Here is a 15,682-nt window from a genome sequence, read left to right as displayed (position 1 = left end):
GCAACGCGTTCAACTGGGAAAGCATGAAGAGAGAAAACAACCCGCCCCGGACCGTTACGGGATCCACGAGGGACAGACGGCGGGCAACCGTGGCGCGGATCGCCGAGGCTCACCTGGCGTCGATGAACGGCACGATGGCCGACGCCGTCGGTCAGAGCAACCGGCAACGCTTGGTCTGGTTGAGCCTGCTGGCGATGCCGCTTCTTTTCCCGGTTGCGCTACCCGGCATGGCCTCGGCGGTCGGTGCGTTTTGCCTCCTGATCGCTTGCGGGCTGCTCCAGGGTCAGCCGGTGCCCTTGCCGGGCTGGCTCGCCGCGCGGGAGATGAATGCCCGCGCGAAGAGGCTGCTGCAACGCATGATCGGCAGGGTGATCAATGTCATCGCGCTGCTCGGGCGCCCCCGCATGCTGCCCTTGACCGACAGGCCGGCCCGGGTGCTGAATGGTCTGCTCCTCTCTGCCGCGGGCCTTTCGATGATGGTGCCCGTCCCCCTCATCAGCTTTGACAACGTGCTGCCCGCGCTGGCCATCGTGTTGATCACCTGGGGTCTGCGCCTGCGGGACGGCCTGATGCTGCTGGCCGGCCATCTGGTCACGCTGACAGCCGTCGCTTCAGTCGTGCTGCTGTGGTGGGGCGGCACCGTGGCTGCTGCCGAACTGCTGTCGCTGATGGGACTCGATCCGGGCCGGTGAGCGCCAGCGCGTCTGCTGGCGCAATGGTTTCAGACGCGATGGTCCAGCGCCTTGATGGCGCCGTGGATGGCACGTTCGAAGATCGGCCGGTCCGGCTTGACCACTTGCGCCGTTCCGTTCTTCAGTCGCACGGCGAGCGCTTCCGGCGTGATCGAGATGGCGCAGTCGGATGCGCTATTGGTGAACAGGAAGAGCGTGCGACTCCGGTTGATCCAGGTCAGGCGCTCGCGGCGGGTCTGCCCTGCCGTCATGAAGTCCAGCCAGTCGCCCCGCACCAACTGACGCACCCGGCGCAGGTCGGAACGGTCCGGCGTGTCGTCCTCGCCGAGTTCCCGGCCATCCGGCAGCGAGATGTCCTGAAGGCGAACCCCGCTGTCTGTCGCATGGCTCACCTGTAGGGTCGGTCCGCCGCCGCGCCGGCGCAACCTCGCAATTTCCACCGCTTTTGCGGCAAGGTGCTTTTTCGCTCGCAGCGCGGCAAGCTGAAGCTCGATCAGCCGATCCAGGAAGGCCTTGCGCTCGGTGGGTGCCGCACCGATCTCATCGAAACCGGCGTTGATCCTGTTCAACAGCGCTGGCAGCGAGGCGGCCTGCAGTTGCTGCTCGGCCGACGCGTGTTTTGGCAGGACGGATCGCTGCAGATCGGTGGCAACCTGCAGCGCCTCGGCCGTCGCAGGGCTGTCCTCGCCGGACTGCGCAATGCGGTTCTGCACGACGTCGCGCCAGTAGCTGCGCAGGAATTCCTCGATCTCGATCGGCACCGCCCGTTCCAGCACGCGGACAATGCAGGCATCCGCCTGCTTCTGCGAGCGCACCTGCGCATCACGCTTCGCGCGCATCTCCTCCTCGCGGGCACGCAATGCGTCGGTCAGCGCGCGGTTCTGCTGCTCCTCGAGTTCCTCGCGCTCCGAGAGAAAGGCGTCCAGTTCGGCATTGGCCGCATCGAACACGCCCATGTCTCCGTCGTAGGTCGTCTGCACCTTGTCGACCAGTTCGGCGAGCTTCCGGTAGAACGGATCCTCCACATTCACCACCCTGCCCCAGCGCACCGCGACGACCGAGAGGCTGTCGAGAAAGCGCCGTGCCGGGTGGCTTCGATCGGCGAAGAAGCGCGGGTTCAGCATCGCGGCCCGCAGCACCGTGGTCTGCAACCGGGCCACCAGCGCCTTGATGTCATTGGCAACGTTGGGATCGCTGAAGATCAGGTCGAACAACTTGGCGACGATGTCGAGCGTCAATGCCTCGAGCGGCTTCATGTTGCGAGCCGCATCGCTGTCGCGCACCATGCGGACCACGTTGATGTGCTTGCCCGGGCGTACCGGCGGAGGCGCCGCCTGCAGCGTCGTCAGCGACTTGAACAGCTCGTTGCTGACCCCTGTGGAAGCGGGCATCTGTTTGCTGTCGGAATCCGCGGTCCGTTCCTTCACCAAACGATCGAGGGCTTCTGCCACCCGGGCGGACTCCTCGGCAACCTCCTGCGCGTCGGCAGGAATCACGTCCCGGTAGCTGCGCTTGAGCCGAGGCAGGACATCGGCCTCGATCATCGCCTCATTGACCACCCGATAGAGCTGCGGCATCTCGGCGGCCATCTGCTCGCCGACCAGTTGCAGCAACAGGATGAGCGCGTCCGTGTCGCGGACGAACTCGGCACAGGTGGCCTCGATGCATGGCCAGAGCGCCGAAAGCTTGAAAGTCGAGTCGCCCGGTCTCATGGCCTGGCGCAAGACGAGGTAATTGATCCGCCGCTCGAGCGCCTTCGTTTCGTCGCGACAGGCCAGGGCAATGCGCTCGAGCACCTCGCGCATGGCGAAACGAACCGACTCTTCCTCGCGGCTCAGAAGCCGGATGTTCGACTGTTCGGCCGCAGCGTAGCCCGACCTGGCCGCATCCGTCTCGCGCTTCCTGAGCTTGTCCCTGAGAGAAGGGGTCACCTTCTCCCAAACGGAAGGCAGTGCAAGTTTGAGCGAGACAGCGGCGACCCGCTCGCGGCGGTCGCGACCGGTTTCGGCACGCGCAATCGCCATCCGCGTCAGCAGGGGCCCCAACTCCTCGAACAACTCGCACAAGTCGGTTTCCATCAGCTCACGACAAGCCGCGACGATCCTGCCGAGCGTAGCTTCGTCCTGGTCTGTCATTCGAGCCTGATTCGAGGAAATCTGTCGGTCGATTATCACATATGCCGCACGGCCGCCTGCCGTCAGACCCGATCCCCACGGTCAGGCCTCCACGCTCGTGATGGGTATTGCAGCAAGCGGCCCGAATTCCGGCAACTGAGCGGATTTGCCACTCCGCTGCGCCACTGACGGAGGCCATTCCGGACCGAACGGCCATCCGTGGCCCCCAGAAGGAAGGGGCGGCGGCAGGCCGAGCCTTCGCTGAAGCAAGCGAGACACGGACGCTTCATGCCATTCAGGAGGATGAGCGCTGCTATCGACCCCGCGTCGCCTGATGACATTCTCAAGCGCGATGGCAGCATGCAGGTCTTCAAGCCGACGCCCGTGTGGACCTTGGAAACCATCCGACGTGCATTGATTTAATTGCGCAATTCCTGCACGACCTCGGGGTGAGCAACGGCAACACGGAGCAGCGTCTTGGCAGCACCTGTGGGCGAGCGACGACCCTGCTCCCACTCCTGGAGCGTTCTGGAGGACACTCCAAGGAGCTCCGCAAAAGCTTGCTGAGACAAGCCCATCTTTGCGCGAGCCTTGGCTGCTTCGGACAACTCAACACGCGTGGTGCGCGCGGCCTCGCCACGTCTCATTTGCTTGACGGACTCAAGCAAATCCTGCTGGAACTTTTCGATCTCAGAGGGCATCTTCGACTCCTTGCTTCAACTCCGCCAAGAAGGACGTAGGGAGATTGTCGAACTTGGCTTTCTTGTACACGATCAAGAGCCAAATGGTTTCGGTGTTCGCGTTGAAGTAGATGATCCTGGCACCGCCGCGTTTTCCTTGGCCCGAGATGTCCAACGGACCTTACGGCAGCCGCCACTTCCCCGGATGACGTCACCGGCTTCTGGATTGGCCGCGATCCAGTTGATGGCCGTTATTCGCCGACTGCCCGCGAGCGTGGGATGCCGTCGCTCATGAGATGGTCCGATCTTGCCCCAGTGCCTCCTCCGCGGCTGCGGCGGCATGGATTGCGGTCGTATCGAACAGGGGAACGCTCGCGTCCTGCGGCCCGACCAGCAGGGATATCTCCGTGCAGCCCAGGATGATGCCTTGTGCCCCGCGCTCGACCAGGCGCTGCATCACGTCGCGGTAAGCTTTACGCGAGGCGTCCTCGGTGCGGCCGAGGCACAACTCCTCGTAGATCACATGATGCACGAGCTCGCGATCGGCCTCCTCCGGGACGAGCACCTCGATGCCGTGATGCCCGGCCAGGCGCCCCCGGTAGAAATCCTGTTCCATCGTGAACCGCGTGCCGAGCAGCGCGACGCGGCGCAGGCCCGATTGACGGATCGCAACGGCCGTCGGATCGGCGATGTGCAGCAGCGGGATCGTGACTGCGGCTTCGATGGCCGGCGCCATCTTGTGCATGGTGTTGGTGCACAGCACGATGAAATCGGCCCCGGCCCTCTCCAATGCCAGCGCCGCGTCGGCCAGCACCGTGCCGGCGGCATCCCAGTCGCCACGATGCTGCAGGCGCTCGATTTCGGCGAAATCGACGCTGTACAGCACGATCTTCGCCGAATGCAGACCGCCGAGCCGGGCCTTCACGGCTTCGTTGATCTGGCGGTAATAGGGCACGGTGGATTCCCAGCTCATGCCGCCGAGGAGACCGATCGTTTTCATGGAGATGAAGGTCCTGCTGGAGACGGGCGGCACATCATGCCATGAGGATGGCGCAAGCAAGCTTTCCATCGCCGGCCCTTCCGGCAGCAAACCCGGATTGCGCGCAGCGCTGGCCTGGCCGTTCGACTATGGTACGGGAAGGGGCGACGACAGCCCCTGCCCCAACCCCAGCGCAAGGAGAAGCCATGCCCACCGGTACCGTCCGCCTGCACCGCGTGCTGCGCGCGAAGCCCGAAAAAATTTACCGCGCCTTTGTCGATGCGGAGGCCCTCGCCCGATGGCTGCCACCGAACGGCTTCACCTGCAAGGTCGAGCACCTCGATGCGAAGGTGGGTGGCAGCTTCAGGATGGCGTTCCGGAATTTCAGCACGGGCAATGCCCATTCCTTCGGCGGCCACTATCTGGAGCTCGTACCCGACGAGCGCATCCGCTACACCGACAAGTTCGACGATGCGAACCTGCCCGGCGAGATGATCACGACCGTCACCCTGCGCGCCGTGGCCTGCGGGGCGGAGCTGAACATCGTGCAGGAGGGGATTCCCGAGGCGATCCCGCCGGAGTTCTGCTATCTCGGCTGGCAGGAGTCGCTCGAGCATCTGGCGCGACTTGTGGAACCGGAGATTCCCGATTGAGATCGCGCCTCGGTGGGGGCGCCATCGATCGGGATGCGGCGTCTTTCGACCCGATGCCGTTCAGGTCGGCCGCAGCAGGCGAAGCCGACGGGTGAGCTTCTCCTTCAGGTCGCGCTGGGTCTTCCACAGCAGCGTAGGGATGTCGGCCAGGTCGAAGGGCAGGACGGTGCCCTCCTTCGCGGTCAGGATGACATCCTTCTGCATGCCCTGCGCGAGGCCGATCTCGTAGTACACGTTCGGTCGCGGTTCGGTGACGTCGGCGACAACGACGGCGGCACGGCGGATGCCTTCGAGGATGCGCGGGATGATGCGCTCGGTGGTCTCCTCCTCGTCCGTGCCGCGCAACTCGAAGCCCGCATCGCGGCAGCTTTCGCGGAAGGAATCCTTCACGTCCTCGAAGTCCATCGAGAACGGCAGCACCGGAAACACGGTGGTTGGAATGACGATGCGCTCGGCCAGCGTGACGACGTCGGCGGCGAGCGCATCGGCGTCGGTGGCGTCCTGGTTGAGCACGTCGAACTCGTCGCGGGTGATCGAGCTGCCGAACTTCTCGCTGAGTTGCGCCTTTTCCGATGCATACAGCTCGCGACCGGCGCCGCCGAAGGCGGTGACGCCCAGCACCGGAATGCCGGCGATGCGCGCCCAGTTGGCGGCAATGAAGGTGCCTTCGCTGCCGGCGACGAAGACGGCGACGTCGGCCTCGGCGAACTGCTCCGGTGGAGACAGACGCGGATGGGTGAGCTCCCAGTCGCCGAGTTCGGAGATGCGGATGCGGCCGCAGCGGTGGATCGGCTCGGCATCCCGCAGGCGATAGCCGACCAGTTGATCTGCAGGCTTCCTGCCCAGCGCCTGGAGCCGCACGTCGGCCGCCTCGGCGATCACCTTGTCCAGCGACCCGCGGCAGCCGTTGAGCAACACGTGGCCGCGCTCGACGATCATCTCGCCCAGTCTCGCCACGAAGCAGGCGCACAGTTCCGGCTGGCTGGGAACGTTCTTGAGGGATCCGACAACGAGAATCTTCACCTTGGCATCCTCGCAATCATCCATTGCCGCGCCATTGCGGCGGAGGTGGCGGTGGAGTCCGAGCAGGGGTGTCTGCCGCCGAAGTGGTCAGTGCGTGGGCTCGAAGCGCCTGATGCGCGCAATCACCGGTGGTCTTCCATTCGATCGTTTCGCGCCTCATCGCGCCTGGGGCACCTGGCACCTCAACCCCCCGCTGCATACGGATACAGCCGGCTGATGAACTCCTTGTCGCCCGAAGACAGGGTGGTGTTGGTGCCGAAGATCGGCTTGCCGCCGGTCACTTCCTTCGGGAAGTAGTAGGACATGATCGACAGCGGATCGAAGGGTTTGTCGAACGGAAAGCGGTTCTTCTCCCAGGTGCTGTAGAGGTACTGGTCGATGGTGTGCGGGTCCCAGTGGTTGGGCGGTCCGCCGAGGAGCTTCTCCACCTCCTTCCTGTCCCACGGAATGTCGCCGCTGGGGTTGTTGTGCTCGTGCGCGAGGCCCAGCACATGGCCGAACTCGTGCAGCACCACGGATTCCACGTCGTCGATCGGCAGGGCCGGCTCCAGCCAGCCGAGGTTCATCGTCGGCTCGCCGGCGGGCACGCTCAGGCAATTCGAGCCCTCGTAGGACCAGGAGCCTCCGTTCTTGTCGAAGGCGACGCGCAGCTCGGCATCCTCGTCGTCGCTGGCGACGAAGAAGACGTTCGCGTACGCGCTCCAGATCTGGGCGAGACGCAGGATGCGGGCGGCGAACCCGGTGTCGGTGCCGATGAAGCGCACCCGCAGCCGCGAGCCTGGCACCCACAGCAGGGTGTTGGTCTTGCGTGCCGCGGCCTGCACGCCCGCCGACAGCGCCTCCTCGACGATGCCGTGCGCGCGCGCCGACTGCGCCAGCGAGGATTCTGCCTGCCAACTGTAAAGCGCGGTGACGACCTTGGTCGCGAGCGCCTCCGGCGTCTCGAAGGTCGACACCAGCCCCTTGTCACGCAAGGTCTTGCGCAAGGCGGCGATCTTCTTGCCGCCGTCGTTGTCGCCGGTGGTGGAGTCCATCTGGTCCGGCGGCCAGGGCGCGCGATTGTCGGTGAGGAAGATCAGGCAGGGCTTCCTGTGCTTCTTCGCCTCGAGATACTCCAGCTCGGTCACCGAGCGGCGCTGCGGATTGCCCGCGCGCGGCACGTAGCCGTAGCGCCAGGCGAACAGGCCGATGTAGACGTCGCTGTCGCGAACGTCGCGCAGGCATTTGTCGAGCGGACGCTCGTCGGCGGCGACGTAGTCCTCCATCGCGATGACGTCGTGGCGCAGGGCGCGCAACTGCTCGTACACGCGCCGCCGATAGTCCTTCAGATCCTCGAAGGTCGACGACACATAGATCTTCAGGCTCATTGCGCTCCCCTTGCCTGTTCTCGCTCACGCTTTCGAACCAGCGAGCTCCCGCGAGCGGCGCGGCTATTGCTTCGCTGGCGGCGCCATCTGCAGTGCCCGGCGCGCCGCCTCCTTGTGCTCCTGCGGCAGGGTCGAGATCAGCACCAGCTCCTTGACGAACTCGATGACGCGTTCGTCGTCGATGTCGTTATGGTCGCGGATGAGCTCCCCGGAAACGTAGATCAGCAGCTCCGGGTTGCGTCCGGCCGAGTTGGGGGTGCGCTCGAGGGTGAGGTCGGCGAAGGCGATCTTGCTGCCGGGCTCGTCACGCTCCCAGGCGCTGGCCGCCTCCAGTGCGTTGCGCACGCTTTCCCGGCTGGGCAGGGCCGGCGTGGCGCCGCGCGGCGCGTCCTTGGCCGGATAGAGCCGATGCGTGCGGTAAGGCTCGAAATGGCCCACCGCCGCCACGTTGGCGTCGCCCTGGCTGATGGTTTGCGTCGCCCGGAGCGTCTGGTTCCAGCGCTGCATGTCGTGCGTCTTCTCGAAGAAGGTCGACACATGGCGACCGGCGGGGAACGCATAGCGCGTGGCGTAATCCGCCTCGGAGGTCAGGATGGCGATGGTCGGGAGCTGGGTGCCGAAGTAGTTGCCGCGCTCCGCGGACATGTCGCTCAGCGGGGTGAACTGGCTGGCCTCGAACGCAGGGTTGATCAGCACCACCAGGTTGCCGAAGCCTTCGGCGTCGGACTGCAGCCCGTCCGGCCCCCTGGTGCGCACGAAGCGGGCTTCCAGGAGCTGCGACAGGGCCGTGTGCACGACGGCCCCGCCGAAGCTGTGCCCCACCACCACCAGGCGCGTCGCGCTGCGGCCCGCGTCGACGCTGTCCTTGTCGCGCTTGATCTGCTCCAGCCGGGCCAGCACCTCGGTCACGCCGCCATGGCCGACCTTCTGCGCCGTGTTCTTGCGCTCCCAGAACGTGAGGTTCTCGACCCACGGCACGCTCACCGAACCACCGCGCCAGCCGAGGTACACGCCGGCCACGCGGCGCGCCGGCTTGCCGGACTGCAGAGCGATCTGCGCCTCGTCCAGGCTGAGCTTGCCGAGCACCTTGCGGAAAGTGTCGATGTTCGGATCGCCCGGGGCGGCGCTGTGCTTCCAGCCGTGCACGAACACCACCATGAGCAGATCGCGCGCGGCCGTCTCCTCGGTGAAGCGATCGACGACGGCGCGCATCTGCTTGCGGTCCCACAACTGGCCCTGATCGTCGAACTCGACGAAGCCGAGCAGGTAGTCGGCCCCCTCGCCAGCCTTCAACTGCTGCAGGGCGTGCGGAGCGCAGGCCGGCATGAAGTCGTTGCCCGCATTCACGCACAGGTCGTACTCGGTGCGGTACTGCATGAACGGCGTGCAGGCGGACAGCACGAGCACCAGCGGCACTGCGACGAGCCTCGAAAACGATCCGATTCGCATGGTCGACGACCTCACGGCATGTGTGCGGCATCCCTCGGCGATGGCCGGGGCGACCGCACCCGGCATCCATGCCGGTTCTCGATTCAAGACTAGACCAGATCCGCGCCTTGTCATCGTCGCAGCCGTGCGATCGCCCTGTACCGGACACCCCATGGTCTAGACTGGATTCATGAGGGGAATCACGCAGTTCGCCGCCAGGGCGCGCGGAGGTGACTCATGGCTGCAGGCGAGGCACTGCTGTTCACGCCGATCCGTATCGGTTCGCTCGAGCTGCCGGCGAGGCTGTTCAAGACTGCGACGGCCGAGACCCGCGCGTCGGCGGACGGATTCGTCACCGACGAACTGGTCGAGTTCTACCGTCTCATCGCGCTGGGCGGCACGCCCCTGATCATCACCGGCAACATCTACGTCAGCCGCCAGGGCAAATCTGCGCCCCGCCAGGTGGGCGCGGACGCCGATGAGAAGATCGTCGGCCTGGCACGCATCCCCGAGGTGGTGCACGCCTGCGGCGGACGGATCTTCGCCCAGCTCAATCATTGCGGTCGCCAGGTGGTGCCGGATTTCGTCGGCGCGACGGACGTCGTATCCGCCTCGGCGGTGAAGGATCTGCTCACCGGCACGCAACCGCGAGCGATGCGGGCGGCGGAAATCGCGGCCATCGTCGAGCAGTTCGGCGAGGCCGCGCGCCGCTGCAAGGAGGCGGGCTTCGACGGCGTGCAGATGCACTCGGCGAACGGTTACCTGATGAGCCAGTTCCTCACCCCCTACACCAACCGGCGCGACGACGAGTACGGCGGCGCGCTCGAGCAGCGCACGCGCTTTGCACGCGAAGTGCTGGGCGCGATCCGCCGCCGGGTGGGCGCCGACTTTCCGGTGATCATGAAGATGAACGGCGCCGACGCGCTGCCGCTGCGCGACGGCCTCGCACCGCCCGAACTGGCGGAAGCCGCGCGCATCATGGAGGCCGCGGGGGTGGATGCGATCGAGATCTCGGTCGGCCACTACGAATCGGGCTTTCCGATGGTGCGCGGCACTTTCGACCGCTGCCTGCGCAACATGTTGCAGGGAAGCATGGCCCACCTGCCGCCACTGCGCCGCACGCTGCTGCAAGTGTTCCGGCCGCTGGTGACGCTCGCCTGCAACCTGCTGTGGAAGGGGCGCGAGGGTTTCAACCTCGACTACACGCCGGACTTCAAGGCGCGGCTGCGCATCCCGGTGATCTGCGTGGGCGGCTTCCGTACGCGTGCGGCGATGGAGGCCGCGCTCGCCCGCGGGCTGTGCGATGCGGTGTCCGCCGGCCGCCCCTTCCTCGCCGACCCCTTCTTCTATCACCACGTGCGCGATGGCACGCCGGGGCCGCGCTGCGTCGACTGCAACGCCTGCGTGGGCCACCTTGGCGCGCAACCCGCCGACTGCTACCACCCGCAGGTCAGGGCCGACAAGGACGCGATGCTGGCCCAGCTCGCATCCCGCCCCGGCGGCCAGCGTGCGGCCGGCCAAGCGGGATAGGACGGGACGAGGCGGAGGGCGCGGCACACCGCCCGCGCCGCCGCCAGAGATCGAGATCACGCATCAGGAGACAAGCCATGGACGACGAACTCGACAAGCCCGTCGAACTGGGCGACGACGACATCGCCAAGCTCGTGGAGAAGAAGGCGACCTGCCCCTTCATCGGCAGCGCCATCGCCCAGGGCGCCCTGCCGGTCAGGAACAGCGCCGCCGATCCGCTCGCCCGCCTGGAAGACGTCAGGGCGCTCGGCAACAGCGGCGGCGGCGATCTGGGCGACCTGCTGGTGCTTTTCGCCGCCGGCAATCACGCCTTCATGCGCGGCAGCAGCGGCCAACTGGACCAGCATGTGCCCGCGGGGCTGTTCTCGCTCGCCTTTCCCGGATCGCAGGGCTCCCACCCAGGGCACAGCGGCATCCTGCAGGGCGACCCGACCGTGCCGGACTCGGGTCGCTTCAGTGCCGACGACTTCGCGCGGCTCGCGGCGCTGGGCCGGGACGGCTGGATCAGGCGCTCGGACATCGGCCGCTTCATCGCCGACAACCTGTTGCGGGACCCGGCCGCACTGGTGTTCGGCACCGCGGTCGCCAGGCTGCTGGGCTCGGACCTGCTGGCGCTCGCCGAGAGCGCCGGCACGGCGTGGATGCGCAGGATCTTCGGTTCCGACGATGGCAGCCGCAGCGCGCATCGCGACATGGAGGAAAAGCTCACCCGCCTGCTCGGCCAGGACAACCTGGTGGGTTCGGCCGGCGAGTTCGGCCTGCTCTTCGCCTTCTTCGCCAACCGGCCGGACGCCCGGGAAGTCGACGGCGAGCCCGCCCTCGCGGTGGCCGACCTGCAGGCCATGTTCATCGCCAAGCGCCTGCCCGACGGCTGGGACACCTGGAAGAAGAAGCGCATCGACTGGGTCAAGAACACCACGGCGCTGCTGGTCGCTGCAGCGAGGGAATACCTGGCGCGCAAGCCTCGCACCTGAGCGGGCAACGTCATTCGTACGGCTACCCCACCGGCCCCTGGACGGCCTCGATCCTGCCCATGCCTGCCGTCGAATCGTCGATGAAGCGCATGGATGGTGGCTTGGTGACCCGCGCGGCCTCTTGCCAGGCCTCTTCCCCAAGGCGAAAGCGCGCCACAGGCCAAGGGGAAAGAATCTGTGGAAGAATCCGCAGCATGTCCCTGGTCGGCCCGAATTCCCTCCCGCGTCGTTTGCTTGTCAGCCTGGCGGTGGCCTGGCTCGCTGTCGGCGCACTGGTCAGCGCGTGGCTGATTCAGGGGGCGGCCGATCGCGCGCGCGAGGCGTTCGAGACGGACGCACGCATTGCTCACCGCCTGATGTCCCAGCGTGCCGTGCAGCATGAGGCAATCCTGGCGATGCTCCAGCTTGTGCAGCCGGATTCGGCGCATGAGCTCGCCCGGCGCTTGGCTGCGGTCTATCCGCAGGTGCTCGACATACGTCGGGGCGATCCTGAGGTTGATGGAGCGCTTGGCGAGGCCCCGAGCGTGCCGCGATTGCGTGTGGATTGGTCCGCAGGTCGGTTCTGGATGGCAACGCCACCGGCGGAGACGGGAACCGCATATGCGCTGGAGATTTCCTTGCCGCTCATGGTGCCGTGGTCCGAGTGGCCATTCGGGGCAAGCCCGGAAAGAGGTACGGCCGAGGTGGCCCTCGTGATCGGACCCGACCGCTGGGTGGTGCAGAAGCGGCCAGCGGAAGAGGCGTTGTGGCGGTTCGAGTTCCGCAAGCATCTGGCCGCACCGAGCCAGCCCTTCGATCTGGTGGCTGTGCGCGCTTTTCTCTGGCGCGACCTTCCCTGGATGCCGCTGCTGCTTGCGTGGGCGATATGGGCAGCCCTCGCCTTCATGGCGCTGCTGCTGCGACGTCAGCGCGAAGCGCGGCAGCATGCCGAGGCCTTGCTGCGGCTCGGTCAGGTGTCGCGGCTGAATGCCCTGGGCGAGCTGGCGGCCGGGCTGGCGCACGAGCTAAATCAGCCGCTGACGGCGGTGCTGGCAGGTGCGCAAGCGAGCCGGCGGCTGCTCGCGGATGCACCGCCCGATGTCGAGGCGGCCCGCGACGCGATGCAGCAGGTGGTCGGCCAGGCACGCCGCGCGGCTGACGTGGTGGCGCGCCTGCGGCGGACAATCGACCGCCCGGGCGCACACGAGCGAGAAGCGGTCGAACTGCGGAGCGTGGTGCGCGAGGTGATGCAGTTGATGGCGACGGAGTGCAAGCGTCGCGGCGTCGCGGTGCACTTGCCCGCCGAAGAGGGCTGGGCGTTCGCGGATACGGTGGCGGTCGAGCAGATCGTGCACAACCTGGCGAGCAATGCCTTGCACGCGCTTGAAGACACCCCCACGCCCCAACTGACCTGGACACTGCAAGCGGGCGGCGGGCGAGTGCGCCTGTCGTTGCGCGACAACGGCCCGGGCCTGCCGCCCGAGGTGGCGGCGCGGATCTTCGAGCCCTTCGTGACCGCCCGACCCGGCGGGCTGGGGCTGGGACTGAGCCTGTGCGAAACATTGGCGCAGGAGATGAACGGCAGGCTTTGGCATGAAAAGCCGGCCGACGGTTCCGGGGCGATTTTCGTGCTCGAGTTGCCGGCGGCGTCGCCGGCACCGGAGGGAAGATCATGACCGCTGCACAGAATCCGGTTGCGTCGCTGTCGCCCCTGATCCACCTGGTCGACGACGATGCCGCCGTGCGCGAATCGCTCGCGCTCCTGATCGGCACCGTGGGCCTGCGGGTGCAGACCTGGGGCGATCCGGAACGCTTCCTGGCCGAGTTCGACCGACACTGCATCGGCGCCATCGTGCTCGATGTGCGCATGCCCGGCGTGTCCGGCCTTTCGGTGCTGGACACGCTGCAGGCAGCAGGCGTCGACCAGCCGACCATCATGCTCACCGGCCACGGCACGGTCGACTTGTGCCGGCGTGCCTTCAAGGCAGGCGCGGCTGAATTCCTGGAGAAGCCGGTCGATGACGAACTGTTGCTCGATGCCTTGCAGCAGGCCGTGCGCCGGCACGTCAGGTCGCGCGAGCGGCAGGCTGCGGATCGCGATGCCCAGCATCGCTACGCCGCGTTGAGCGAGCGCGAGCGGGAAGTGCTCGGCCTCATCGTCGAGGGGCTGACCAACAAGGAAATTGCCCGCGCCCTGGTGCTTTCACCCAGGACGGTGGAAACCCATCGCGCCAACCTGTTCGAGAAGCTGGCGGTGCCCTCGCTGGCGCACCTGATCCGACGCTACGCCGCCCTGGTGGAACAAGTGGATTCCAGCCGGGAGGCTCGCAACTGACGGCTCCGTAGTTTTACGGAGCATCGGGCGTAGCGCTACGCATGGCTCCGCAACGGCGGGTCAAATAAAGTTCTTTTCAACGGCGGAGCGGTTTCGCCGTACCCCGCACCGAGGAGAACTCTCATGAAACGACAACTGGCAATCCTTCTTGTTTCGGCCCTGGCGACTTCGGGCGCTTCGGCGCAGGCCATCCGTACGGAACGCAACATGTCGCTGGAACTGGCGAACCAGCTGGCCTCGGCCGCCGTGGCCGCGTGCGAGGAAAAGGGGTACGCCGTGGCCGTCACGGTGGTGGATCGCGCCAGCCAGGTGCGGGCCGTGCAGCGCGCCGACAATGCAGGCACGCACACCCTGGAGGCCAGCCGCGCCAAGGCCTTCACCTCTGCATCGGCGAAGAACACGACGCTTGCAATGATGGAAGGCGCCCAGAAGAACCCTGCGGCCGCGAATCTCGTGAATATCCCCGGCTTCCTGCTGCTTGGCGGCGGCGTACCGGTCAAGGTCGGAAACGAGGTGATCGGCGCCATCGGCATCGGCGGCGCGCCCGGCGGGCATCTGGACGAACAGTGCGCGATGGCCGCCCTCGAGAAGCACAAGGATCTGCTGAAGTAAGCCGGCTGCAGGAAGAGCCAGGGAATTCATCCTGGCTCATCCCAAGCGAGCCTCATTCTGCATTGCCAGCGCGCGGGGAATTGCCCCGGCGTCGCGGACGGGACGACATGCCTGAGCCCCCGTCTCACCCACGCCTGGTTCCTCCCTCGAGCAGATAGGCAGGCCTCAGAATGCGTGACGTATGCCGAAGGCCACGGTGTTGCCCGACGACGCGTCCGTTTTCTTGTCATACGAATAGACGGCATACACATCGGTGCGCTTCGAGAGCCGGTGGTCATAGCCGAACGAAGTCGTGGTGCGATGCTTTTCGACGCCGTTCGGCAGGTCGATACGCGAGCGCGCCCCTTCGAGCAGCAGGGTGCCGGCAGCGGACACCGGCACGGACAAGCCTGCATCATAGAGGCGCGTATCCGCCCCGCTGTCGATGCGGGTGCCTGCCGCGCTACCGTATAACTTCAGGGGACCGAAGTCGTAGTTCGCGCCCGCCAGCCACGAGTCCTGCGCCTCGGGCAACGGTCGATTGACGTTGATGCGCACGCGCTGCATCGACAGCGCCGCCATGAACGGTCCGTCGCGATAGGTGCCGTGCACGCCGAGGTTGGCTTGCCCGGTATGCCCCGGCACCTCTCCGGTGCCGTAAAGCACCGAGCCGCGCAGGCCCTTCAATTCGGGTGTGCTGTATTGCACAGTGTTGTTCCACACCGTGTCGCCGATGATGTTGCTGCCATAGGCCGCAACGAAGGATTGGACGGCCAGGGGCGAGAACACCACCGAGCTGCCGAACGGGCTCAACTGCGACATCACCGCATAGGTGGGATTGGTCTGGCGCCCGAGCGTCACACGACCGTAGGCGCTGTCGACGCCAACCCAGGCATTGCGCGAGAACAACGGATCGGCGGGCGTGCGGCCCTGCTCCCCCGTGTCCGGGCGGAAGAAGCTCTCCAGCGAGAAGATCATCTTCAGTCCGTTTCCAAGGTCTTCCTCCCCCCTGAAGCCCAGATACGATGTGGTCAGCCCCCCCGCACCCAGTTGCTTCGTTCCTTCCCTTTCGCCGCTACGCTGCACGCTGCCGGCAAACACCCCGATCAGGCCATACACTTCCACGGCCTGCGCACTGGCTTCGCCCGCCACCAGGCAAGTCAGCATTGCGGCCATCAGCACCTTCGGTGCCGTCGATCTGCACTTCATCCCTGTCTCCATCCACGTCGTCTTTTGAATTCATCCGGTCGGCATGCCCCCGCGCGGGATGAGCACTGCCTGACCAAACACCGGATGCCACCGAGCTCTCGTGTGAATCTGCGGTTCGGTCAGCAGCC

The 15,682-nt window shown here is 66.4% G+C and carries 15 protein-coding genes; 7 read left to right on the top strand and 8 right to left on the bottom strand.

Annotated features, from left to right (window positions below; all coding sequences use genetic code 11):
• The first annotated feature begins 89 nt into the window (after window positions 1–89).
• Window positions 90–692 (top strand): exopolysaccharide biosynthesis protein, encoded by a 603-nt coding sequence (locus GH664_RS18795; RefSeq protein ID WP_228111615.1) that lies wholly within the window; start codon window positions 90–92, stop codon window positions 690–692.
• 29 nt (window positions 693–721) lie between these two features.
• Here the strand turns inward: GH664_RS18795 and GH664_RS18790 are convergent, their stop codons facing one another.
• From GH664_RS18790 to GH664_RS18780, 3 genes are all read right to left on the bottom strand, one after another.
• Window positions 722–2,827: a DUF1631 family protein gene (locus GH664_RS18790; RefSeq protein ID WP_153169592.1), complete on the bottom strand. Its 2,106-nt coding sequence runs from the start codon at window positions 2,825–2,827 to the stop codon at window positions 722–724.
• Window positions 2,828–3,225: 398 nt separating this feature from the next.
• Complete coding sequence (locus GH664_RS18785; RefSeq protein WP_153169591.1) at window positions 3,226–3,507, bottom strand: DNA-binding transcriptional regulator; 282 nt, start codon at window positions 3,505–3,507, stop codon at window positions 3,226–3,228.
• 268 nt (window positions 3,508–3,775) lie between these two features.
• Window positions 3,776–4,486, bottom strand: a complete 711-nt coding sequence (locus GH664_RS18780; protein ID WP_153169611.1) for an aspartate/glutamate racemase family protein — start codon at window positions 4,484–4,486, stop codon at window positions 3,776–3,778.
• Window positions 4,487–4,671: 185 nt separating this feature from the next.
• Here GH664_RS18780 and GH664_RS18775 point away from each other — a divergent pair, with 185 nt between their 5' ends.
• Complete coding sequence (locus tag GH664_RS18775) at window positions 4,672–5,118, top strand: SRPBCC family protein (protein ID WP_153169590.1); 447 nt, start codon at window positions 4,672–4,674, stop codon at window positions 5,116–5,118.
• A 60-nt stretch (window positions 5,119–5,178) separates the two neighbouring features.
• Here the strand turns inward: GH664_RS18775 and GH664_RS18770 are convergent, their stop codons facing one another.
• The 3 genes from GH664_RS18770 to GH664_RS18760 form a co-directional block, all read right to left on the bottom strand.
• Window positions 5,179–6,141: a hypothetical protein gene (locus tag GH664_RS18770; protein WP_153169589.1), complete on the bottom strand. Its 963-nt coding sequence runs from the start codon at window positions 6,139–6,141 to the stop codon at window positions 5,179–5,181.
• 182 nt (window positions 6,142–6,323) lie between these two features.
• Window positions 6,324–7,508: a DUF4062 domain-containing protein gene (locus GH664_RS18765; RefSeq protein ID WP_153169588.1), complete on the bottom strand. Its 1,185-nt coding sequence runs from the start codon at window positions 7,506–7,508 to the stop codon at window positions 6,324–6,326.
• Window positions 7,509–7,571: 63 nt separating this feature from the next.
• Window positions 7,572–8,957, bottom strand: coding sequence for an esterase (locus GH664_RS18760; RefSeq protein ID WP_194270444.1), 1,386 nt, complete (start codon window positions 8,955–8,957; stop codon window positions 7,572–7,574).
• A gap of 216 nt (window positions 8,958–9,173) precedes the next feature.
• On the opposite strand from GH664_RS18760, the gene GH664_RS18755 reads away from it, so the two are divergent.
• Window positions 9,174–10,466: an NADH:flavin oxidoreductase gene (locus GH664_RS18755; protein WP_153169587.1), complete on the top strand. Its 1,293-nt coding sequence runs from the start codon at window positions 9,174–9,176 to the stop codon at window positions 10,464–10,466.
• Between the two features lie 77 nt (window positions 10,467–10,543).
• Window positions 10,544–11,440 carry a hypothetical protein gene (locus tag GH664_RS18750; protein ID WP_153169586.1) on the top strand — a complete coding sequence of 299 codons (897 nt, stop codon included), beginning with the start codon at window positions 10,544–10,546 and terminating at the stop codon, window positions 11,438–11,440.
• Between the two features lie 22 nt (window positions 11,441–11,462).
• On the opposite strand, the gene GH664_RS18745 is transcribed toward GH664_RS18750, so the two are convergent.
• Window positions 11,463–11,636: a hypothetical protein gene (locus GH664_RS18745; RefSeq protein ID WP_228111614.1), complete on the bottom strand. Its 174-nt coding sequence runs from the start codon at window positions 11,634–11,636 to the stop codon at window positions 11,463–11,465.
• On the opposite strand from GH664_RS18745, the gene GH664_RS18740 reads away from it, so the two are divergent.
• The 3 genes from GH664_RS18740 to GH664_RS18730 all read left to right on the top strand — a co-directional run bounded on the left by GH664_RS18740 (window position 11,635) and on the right by GH664_RS18730 (window position 14,366).
• Window positions 11,635–13,095 carry a sensor histidine kinase gene (locus GH664_RS18740; protein WP_194270443.1) on the top strand — a complete coding sequence of 487 codons (1,461 nt, stop codon included), beginning with the start codon at window positions 11,635–11,637 and terminating at the stop codon, window positions 13,093–13,095. The two genes, GH664_RS18745 and GH664_RS18740, sit on opposite strands and share 2 nt — an antisense overlap.
• Window positions 13,092–13,754: a response regulator transcription factor gene (locus GH664_RS18735; RefSeq protein ID WP_153169585.1), complete on the top strand. Its 663-nt coding sequence runs from the start codon at window positions 13,092–13,094 to the stop codon at window positions 13,752–13,754. The genes GH664_RS18740 and GH664_RS18735 overlap by 4 nt, the downstream gene beginning before the upstream one ends.
• A 123-nt stretch (window positions 13,755–13,877) precedes the next feature.
• Complete coding sequence (locus GH664_RS18730) at window positions 13,878–14,366, top strand: heme-binding protein (RefSeq protein WP_153169584.1); 489 nt, start codon at window positions 13,878–13,880, stop codon at window positions 14,364–14,366.
• A 165-nt stretch (window positions 14,367–14,531) separates the two neighbouring features.
• Here GH664_RS18730 and GH664_RS18725 read toward each other — a convergent pair whose 3' ends face one another.
• Window positions 14,532–15,521 (bottom strand): porin, encoded by a 990-nt coding sequence (locus tag GH664_RS18725; RefSeq protein ID WP_228111613.1) that lies wholly within the window; start codon window positions 15,519–15,521, stop codon window positions 14,532–14,534.
• Between the last annotated feature and the right edge of the window lie 161 nt (window positions 15,522–15,682).

The sequence above is a fragment of the Thauera sp. 2A1 genome (assembly GCF_009469595.2).
Taxonomy (GTDB): Bacteria; Pseudomonadota; Gammaproteobacteria; order Burkholderiales; family Rhodocyclaceae; genus Thauera.
The sequence above is the reverse complement of the archived record's forward strand: the minus strand, read 5'-3'. Positions and strand labels throughout refer to the sequence as shown.

Excerpts from the sequence above, each read along its gene's own strand:
- GH664_RS18755 (WP_153169587.1), top strand. The coding sequence starts at position 9,174 with ATGGCTGCAGGCGAGGCACTGCTGTTCACGCCGATCCGTATCGGTTCG.
- GH664_RS18765 (WP_153169588.1), bottom strand. The coding sequence starts at position 7,508 with ATGAGCCTGAAGATCTATGTGTCGTCGACCTTCGAGGATCTGAAGGAC.
- GH664_RS18725 (WP_228111613.1), bottom strand. The coding sequence starts at position 15,521 with ATGGCCGCAATGCTGACTTGCCTGGTGGCGGGCGAAGCCAGTGCGCAG.
- GH664_RS18750 (WP_153169586.1), top strand. The coding sequence starts at position 10,544 with ATGGACGACGAACTCGACAAGCCCGTCGAACTGGGCGACGACGACATC.
- GH664_RS18740 (WP_194270443.1), top strand. The coding sequence starts at position 11,635 with ATGTCCCTGGTCGGCCCGAATTCCCTCCCGCGTCGTTTGCTTGTCAGC.
- GH664_RS18745 (WP_228111614.1), bottom strand. The coding sequence starts at position 11,636 with ATGCTGCGGATTCTTCCACAGATTCTTTCCCCTTGGCCTGTGGCGCGC.
- GH664_RS18790 (WP_153169592.1), bottom strand. The coding sequence starts at position 2,827 with ATGACAGACCAGGACGAAGCTACGCTCGGCAGGATCGTCGCGGCTTGT.
- GH664_RS18780 (WP_153169611.1), bottom strand. The coding sequence starts at position 4,486 with ATGAAAACGATCGGTCTCCTCGGCGGCATGAGCTGGGAATCCACCGTG.
- GH664_RS18730 (WP_153169584.1), top strand. The coding sequence starts at position 13,878 with ATGAAACGACAACTGGCAATCCTTCTTGTTTCGGCCCTGGCGACTTCG.
- GH664_RS18760 (WP_194270444.1), bottom strand. The coding sequence starts at position 8,957 with ATGCGAATCGGATCGTTTTCGAGGCTCGTCGCAGTGCCGCTGGTGCTC.
- GH664_RS18735 (WP_153169585.1), top strand. The coding sequence starts at position 13,092 with ATGACCGCTGCACAGAATCCGGTTGCGTCGCTGTCGCCCCTGATCCAC.
- GH664_RS18775 (WP_153169590.1), top strand. The coding sequence starts at position 4,672 with ATGCCCACCGGTACCGTCCGCCTGCACCGCGTGCTGCGCGCGAAGCCC.
- GH664_RS18785 (WP_153169591.1), bottom strand. The coding sequence starts at position 3,507 with ATGCCCTCTGAGATCGAAAAGTTCCAGCAGGATTTGCTTGAGTCCGTC.